Source organism: Halanaerobiales bacterium, from assembly GCA_035270125.1.
GTDB lineage: Bacteria > Bacillota > Halanaerobiia > Halanaerobiales > DATFIM01 > DATFIM01.
The window spans coordinates 23233-29558 of the sequence record DATFIM010000227.1; the positions used below are offsets into that span (position 1 = coordinate 23233).

Annotated in this window: 5 protein-coding genes; 2 read left to right on the forward strand and 3 right to left on the reverse strand. The window is 29.1% G+C overall.

Features of this window, described 5'->3' with window-relative positions:
• Positions 1-8: 8 nt before the first annotated feature.
• The 3 genes from VJ881_11320 to VJ881_11330 all read right to left on the reverse strand — a co-directional run bounded on the left by VJ881_11320 (position 9) and on the right by VJ881_11330 (position 3946).
• Positions 9-977, reverse strand: a complete 969-nt coding sequence (locus VJ881_11320) for an ABC transporter permease (GenBank protein ID HKL76644.1) — start codon at positions 975-977, stop codon at positions 9-11.
• 144 nt (positions 978-1121) lie between these two features.
• Entirely contained in the window at positions 1122-2852 is a 1731-nt protein-coding gene (locus tag VJ881_11325; protein HKL76645.1) for an ABC transporter substrate-binding protein, read from the reverse strand.
• Positions 2853-3187: 335 nt separating this feature from the next.
• Complete coding sequence (locus VJ881_11330) at positions 3188-3946, reverse strand: hypothetical protein (protein ID HKL76646.1); 759 nt, start codon at positions 3944-3946, stop codon at positions 3188-3190.
• Positions 3947-4100: 154 nt separating this feature from the next.
• Here VJ881_11330 and glmM point away from each other — a divergent pair, with 154 nt between their 5' ends.
• A complete protein-coding gene (gene glmM, locus VJ881_11335) occupies positions 4101-5459 on the forward strand; it encodes a phosphoglucosamine mutase (GenBank protein HKL76647.1) in 1359 nt (452 codons plus the stop codon).
• A 336-nt stretch (positions 5460-5795) separates the two neighbouring features.
• Positions 5796-6326 (forward strand): glutamine--fructose-6-phosphate aminotransferase (locus tag VJ881_11340; protein ID HKL76648.1); only part of this gene is annotated, 531 nt, incomplete at its 3' end.

Here is a 6326-nt window from a genome sequence, read left to right on the forward strand (position 1 = left end):
ATCCCCCCTTAATTATACCTTATCCGTGGATCACTTACAGCCAGCAATACATCAGCTATAAGATTACCAGCAATTAACAAAACACTACCCATCATCAGGCCGGCCATAGCTAAATATAGATCTTTTGATCTAACAGCAGTTAACATCATTTTACCTAAACCAGGCCATCCTGTAACTGTTTCAGTTAGGGCAGCTCCACTTAGGAGGGCACTTATCTGAAAACCAAAAATAGTAATCATAGGATTAATTGCATTACGTAAAGCATGTTTATAAACAACTTTTCTATTTTTTAATCCTTTAGATTTAGCTGTTCTAATATAATCAGAACGCATAGCATCTATCATTTGTCCTCTCATCTGTCTTGTTAAACTTGCCATACGGGCTGTTCCAAGAACTACAGCCGGGACAAGTAAATGTTTTAAAATATCTATTACTTTACCTGCAGGACTCATAAAATCATGCATGACACTTGTCATTCCACTAATTGGAAGACCAACATTAAACCTTACGATTAAAAATAAAAGTAATAGTGCAAAAAAGAAGTTAGGTATAGATAATCCTACAAAAGCTAAACTTGTAAATATATTATCTCCAAGTGTATATTTGTGCGTAGCCGAAAAGATACCAATTGGAATGGCAACCCCCCAGGCTAAGATCATTGCTGCTAATGATAATATTAAAGTATTTAACATACGACTTCCTATTACATGAGTAACCGGGACTTTATAGGTAAATGATTCACCTAGATTACCGTGCAATAATTGCCATAACCAGTGAAAATATTGTTCAGGTATTGTTTTATCAAGACCATATTGTTTTTCCATAGTTTCTATAAGTTCTTCAGATACATCAGGATTTAATCTTATTCTATCTAGATAACTTCCTGGAGATAATTGCATAATTAAAAATGCTAATAATGATATGGCCAAAAGTAATGGTATGGCCTGTAATATTCTCCTTATTATATATGTTTTCATTACTCAATACTCCTTTCAAATATAGCTTCTTTTATGTTGATAATAAGTTTGATAGACATTATTTTTATAAAATCAAATAATATAATTTCAAAAGAAGAAGGGGGATAATTCCCCCTTCTGTTTGGGATTTAAATTTGAGTTAGATTAATCTGCAAAATATAGTTCATGAATATTCCAGGTAATTCCACCATAGGCAGTAGGTTCAGTGTTTTTCAAGTCATCTCTTATAGCATAAAGACTATTTGGAGTAACAGTATAAATAACCGGAACTCTTTCTGCTATAATTTCCTGGAATTCATTATAATATTCAATTCGCTCTTCAGTTTTAACTGCAGAAGCGCCTTTTTCAAATAGCTCATCTATTCTAGCTTCCCATTCGGTTCCAGGCTCTTCCTGTTTTGGATTCCACATATGAAGATGTCCATGTGAAGGCCATACGTTTGAACCAGAGTGAGGTTCAACTCCACCGGTTAGACCGATAAGAATTGTATCATAATCCCACTCACTCATAAGTTTGTTTACAAGAGCATTAAATTCAACAGGAGAAGAGTTTATTTTCATACCTAAATCTCTAAGTTCAGAAGCAATGATATTTAAGATGGTTTCTCTTACTGTATTACCAGCATTAGTTATCATTGTAAATTCTACTCTTCTACCATCTTTATCTACTAATTGATCATCATCATTCCAGCTAAATCCACCTTCTTTTAATTCTTCTCTAGCTTTTTCTAAACTATAAGGATATTCTTTTACATCTTCATTTAAGAAAACTTTATTTGGAGCACTAACTGGACTCCACTGTGGAGTACCATAACCAGCTAAGGCCTGATCAATCATAGTTTCTTTATCCATAGCATAGGCTACTGCTCTTCTGAAATGAAGGTTAGTAAACCAATCATATTTCCAGGGTTCTTCTTCCAATTTTGGATTACGTGGATTCATGTTAAAAGTAAGGAAGTTGGTAGAGAAAGTAGGACCGGCATCTACCATATGATAATTACCCTGATCAGCTTTTTCTTTAAATCTATTGAAATCGATACCTCTTACAGTAAGAAAATCAGTTTGACCTTTTTCAAAAAGTAAGGTTTGAGTTTCCTGACTTTCAGAGATAATTCTAACCCATCTAGTAATATAAGGTAAAGGTTTACCTTCAGTATCTCTTCTCCAGTAATTAGCATTTCTAATTAATACTACTCTTTCACCAGGTTTGTATTCACCTAAAGTAAATGGACCTGTACCTACGATTTCGCTTGGTTCAGTATTAATACCCCAGGTTTCATTGAAATTACCATTTTTCCATGGTTCATATAGTTTATGTTTTGGCACTATATAAGTAGTCATGTTATTTAAAAATGGTGCAAATGGTTTAGGAATTTCTATTTCCACAGTATATTTATCAATTTTTCTGTATTCTGGGAATTGTCCATCAACCATCATAACATCTCTAGTACTTGTTGGTACATCTTCGTCTTTTATAACATCAAAAGTAAAGATAACATCATCGGCAGTAAATTCTTTTCCATCACTCCATTTTACGCCTTCTCTTAAATGGAAAGTATAAGTTGTTCCATCTTCACTTATATCCCAATCTTTTGCTAGTTCAGGTTCTATTTCAGTAGTAACACCATTTCTTGTGACAAGACCTTCAAAAATAAAACCATCTGTAATATCTGTTGATGAAGTTTCTTGAGCAATAATGGTGTTAAAAGTTTTTGGATCTCCTAATAAAGCAGTAACTAAAGTACCACCATGTTGGCCCTGTGTTTTTTCAGTAACCCAGGGATCTTTTAATTCTACATCCTCTGCTGCGAAAGTCATTACACTCATTGATAAAATAAAGATAAAAGTTAAAGTTAAAACAGTGATTTTTTTCATTTAGAATTATTCCTCCTCTTTTAATTTAAAAATTAAATACCTAAAAACTACTCTATTCTAAGATACTCTTTTCAGGTGTCCACCTCCTTTCAAATCGTAATTAATTAGGAATAAAAAAGTGCTGTAATTTTGGTGATTATATATGTATAATACTGGTTAAATTTAAGTTTTCCTGCAAAAAAATAAATTTTTTAAAATTAGCAAAATTATGGCAAAATTTAAATTTATTAGTTAATATATTTAAAATTTAAAATATAGTCTTATTTAAATTAATAATATATACTTTTTTTATTTATAATTCAATTTATAACTTAATAAATTTTTTTAGAATTTTTTTAAATAATATAGGAAATATTCCAACCATAGATATATAAAATCATTAATGTATAAAAAGATGCTCCTATAAATACAGCATAAAAGATATTTTTATTTTTTTTAATAAGAATAAAATAAATAAAAGCTAAAAGAATATATTGAATTATTAAAAGAAGTGAAGATATATTAATTAATAAAGGATAACAAATTGCTGAAAGAAAAATAGCAATTTTTTCTCCTAAAAATTTTGATAAATAATTTTTTAATATATTTTCTAGAACAAATATTTCAGCTAATACTATAATAATATTTGCACTAAAAAATAAAATATAGGGGAATAAACTATTTATAAAAACTGCAGGACTCTCAATTTTATATAAGGGATTATAGTCCTTTGAAGAAAAATCATTTAAACTGAGTGGCATATTTATTAAAACTATAACTATTGTAGTTAAAAAAACAATTATAAAAAATACCTGTATTGAGAATTTAAGATTAAAATCAAAATTTAATTTAAAATCTTTAATATTTAAATTATAAATGCTAACAAAATAAAAAATTGTTAAAGCAATAAAAATAAATCTTCCTGAGGTAAAAAGAGAATAATCTATAATAGCTTCAAAATTAGGAGAATATTTTGTGATTTGAAAATTTATAATTATTTTTGTTACATAATAAATTAAATACCATAAAGAAAGAACAATGAAAATATCTTTATAATTAATAAAATTTTGTAATTTGGTCTTGCTATTTGTTTTGAAAAATTCATTTATTTTCATATTAATCACCTATATAATAATTAAGGAAAAAGTTTGGATTTCCTTTGTTAGTTAAAAAATTATTATTAATGAAGGGTTTGAATAAATATTATAGAATAAATATATACAGTAAACTAAAATATAAGTTAAATAAAATACGAAAACTATAGGAGAGGTGAGTTTATTGAGTAATTTTTTTGGGACAGATGGAGTTAGAGGAGTTGCTAATGAAGAATTGACACCTGAATTGGTATATAAAATAGCCAAAGCAGGTGGTCATTATTTAAAAAAAGATACTGATAAAAATACCAGGCCAACAATAAATATAGGCAAAGATACCAGGCTTTCCGGAGATATGTTAGAAGCTGCTCTTGTTGCAGGTTTTAACTCAGTAGGGATTGATGTTAATAAATTAGATATTATACCTACTCCTGGGGTAGCTTATTTAACCGAAAAAATGGATGTTATTGGAGGGGTGATGATTTCAGCATCACATAATCCGATTGCTGATAATGGAATTAAATTCTTTGATAAAGATGGTTATAAGTTAAGTGATGAAACAGAAAATGAAATTGAAAATTTGATTTTAAATCAATTAGATAATTTAGCAAATCCTACTCATGAAAAAGTAGGTAGAGTAAATAATAAAGAAAGTGAAGTCAAAAAATATATTGATCATGTATTAAGCACTGTTGATGGTGACTTTTCTAATTTAAAGGTGGTTTTAGATTGTGCTAATGGTGCAGCTTATGAAGTAGCACCAAAAATATTAAAAAAATTAAAGATTAATTTAAAAGTAATAAATAATACTAATGATGGAAGTAAAATTAATGTTAATTGTGGTTCTACAAAACCTGAAGAAGTTGCTAATTTAGTAAAAAATACAGGTGCTGATCTTGGGATTGCCCATGATGGTGATGCAGATCGTGTTATTTTTGTTGACGAAAAGGGGAATATTGTTGATGGGGATACAATAATGGCCATTTGTGCATTGGATATGCTGGAAAGAGATAAACTTAAGAAAAAAACTCTTGTAACTACCCGTTATAGTAATTTGGGCCTAAAAGAGTTACTTGAAAGTAGAGGTGCAAAAGTAGAGTTAGCCAAAAATGGTGATAGATATGTTTTAAAAAGAATGAGAGAAAAAGGATATAATTTAGGTGGGGAAAAATCAGGACATATTATATTTTTAGATTATAATAAAACTGGAGATGGGATTTTAACTGCTGTACAACTTATAGATATTATAAGGAGAAAGGGTAAAAAATTAAGCGAATTAAGCAAAGTTATGAATTTTTGGCCTCAAAAGCTAAATAGTGTTAAAGTAAAGTATAAAGAAAAATGGCAGGAAAATGAAAAAATAAATAAAGAAATAAAAAATGCTAAAGCAGAAATTGGTGAAAAAGGAAGAGTTTTTGTAAGAGCTTCAGGTACTGAACCTGTAATAAGATTAATGCTTGAGGGAAAAGATGAAAAATTGTTAAATAAATGGGAAAAAAAGTTAAGTAAGACTATTAAAGAAGAACTTAATTAATGTTGTTTTTAACATATGCTTTTGCATATGATATACTAATAAATGCTTGTATAAAATATAAAGGAGGTGAAATATGATAAATAAAACAAAAATAAAATATTTTGAAAAGCGCCTGGACTTGACTTGAACGAAAAAAAGTCAAGTTGACGAGGAAGAGGGTTTATCGAATATTTTCGGCGGATGCCCTCAGGCAGATGTTTGGCCTTAAGTTGTTTCTAAAAACTCTGAGTAATTGGAGTTACAAAGAAAACAACAGACAGATTTATAAGTTTATAATTATCAGCTTTTGTTTAATTATAAAAAAAAGATATAAAATATAATGGAGGTAATAATAGTATGTGTGGGATAGTAGGATATATAGGAGACAAAAAAGCTGCTCCAATTTTAATGGAGGGCTTAGAACATTTAGAGTATAGAGGTTATGATTCAGCTGGAATTGCATTACAGGCAAATAAAAAAATAAATGTAACAAAAGAGGTAGGAAAATTAGATGAATTAAAAGAACTAATGGATTTTTCTAATGAAGAAGGAAAAAAAGGTATTGGACATACCAGATGGGCCACTCATGGGCGCCCTTCAAAAATAAATTCACATCCTCACTATGATTGTAATAATGAATTTGCAATTGTTCATAATGGGATTATAGAGAATTTCCAGGAATTAAAAAATGAACTTGTTGAAAAAGGACATGACTTTCAATCAGAAACTGATACTGAAGTTATATCTCATCTTATAGAGGAAAAATATACAACAAATTTAAGAGAAGCAGTGAGAGAAGCAGTGAGAGATCTTGAAGGTTCTTATGCATTAGCAGTTTTATCTACAAAAGAATCTGATAAGATTATAGGAGTAAGAAAAGATAGTCCT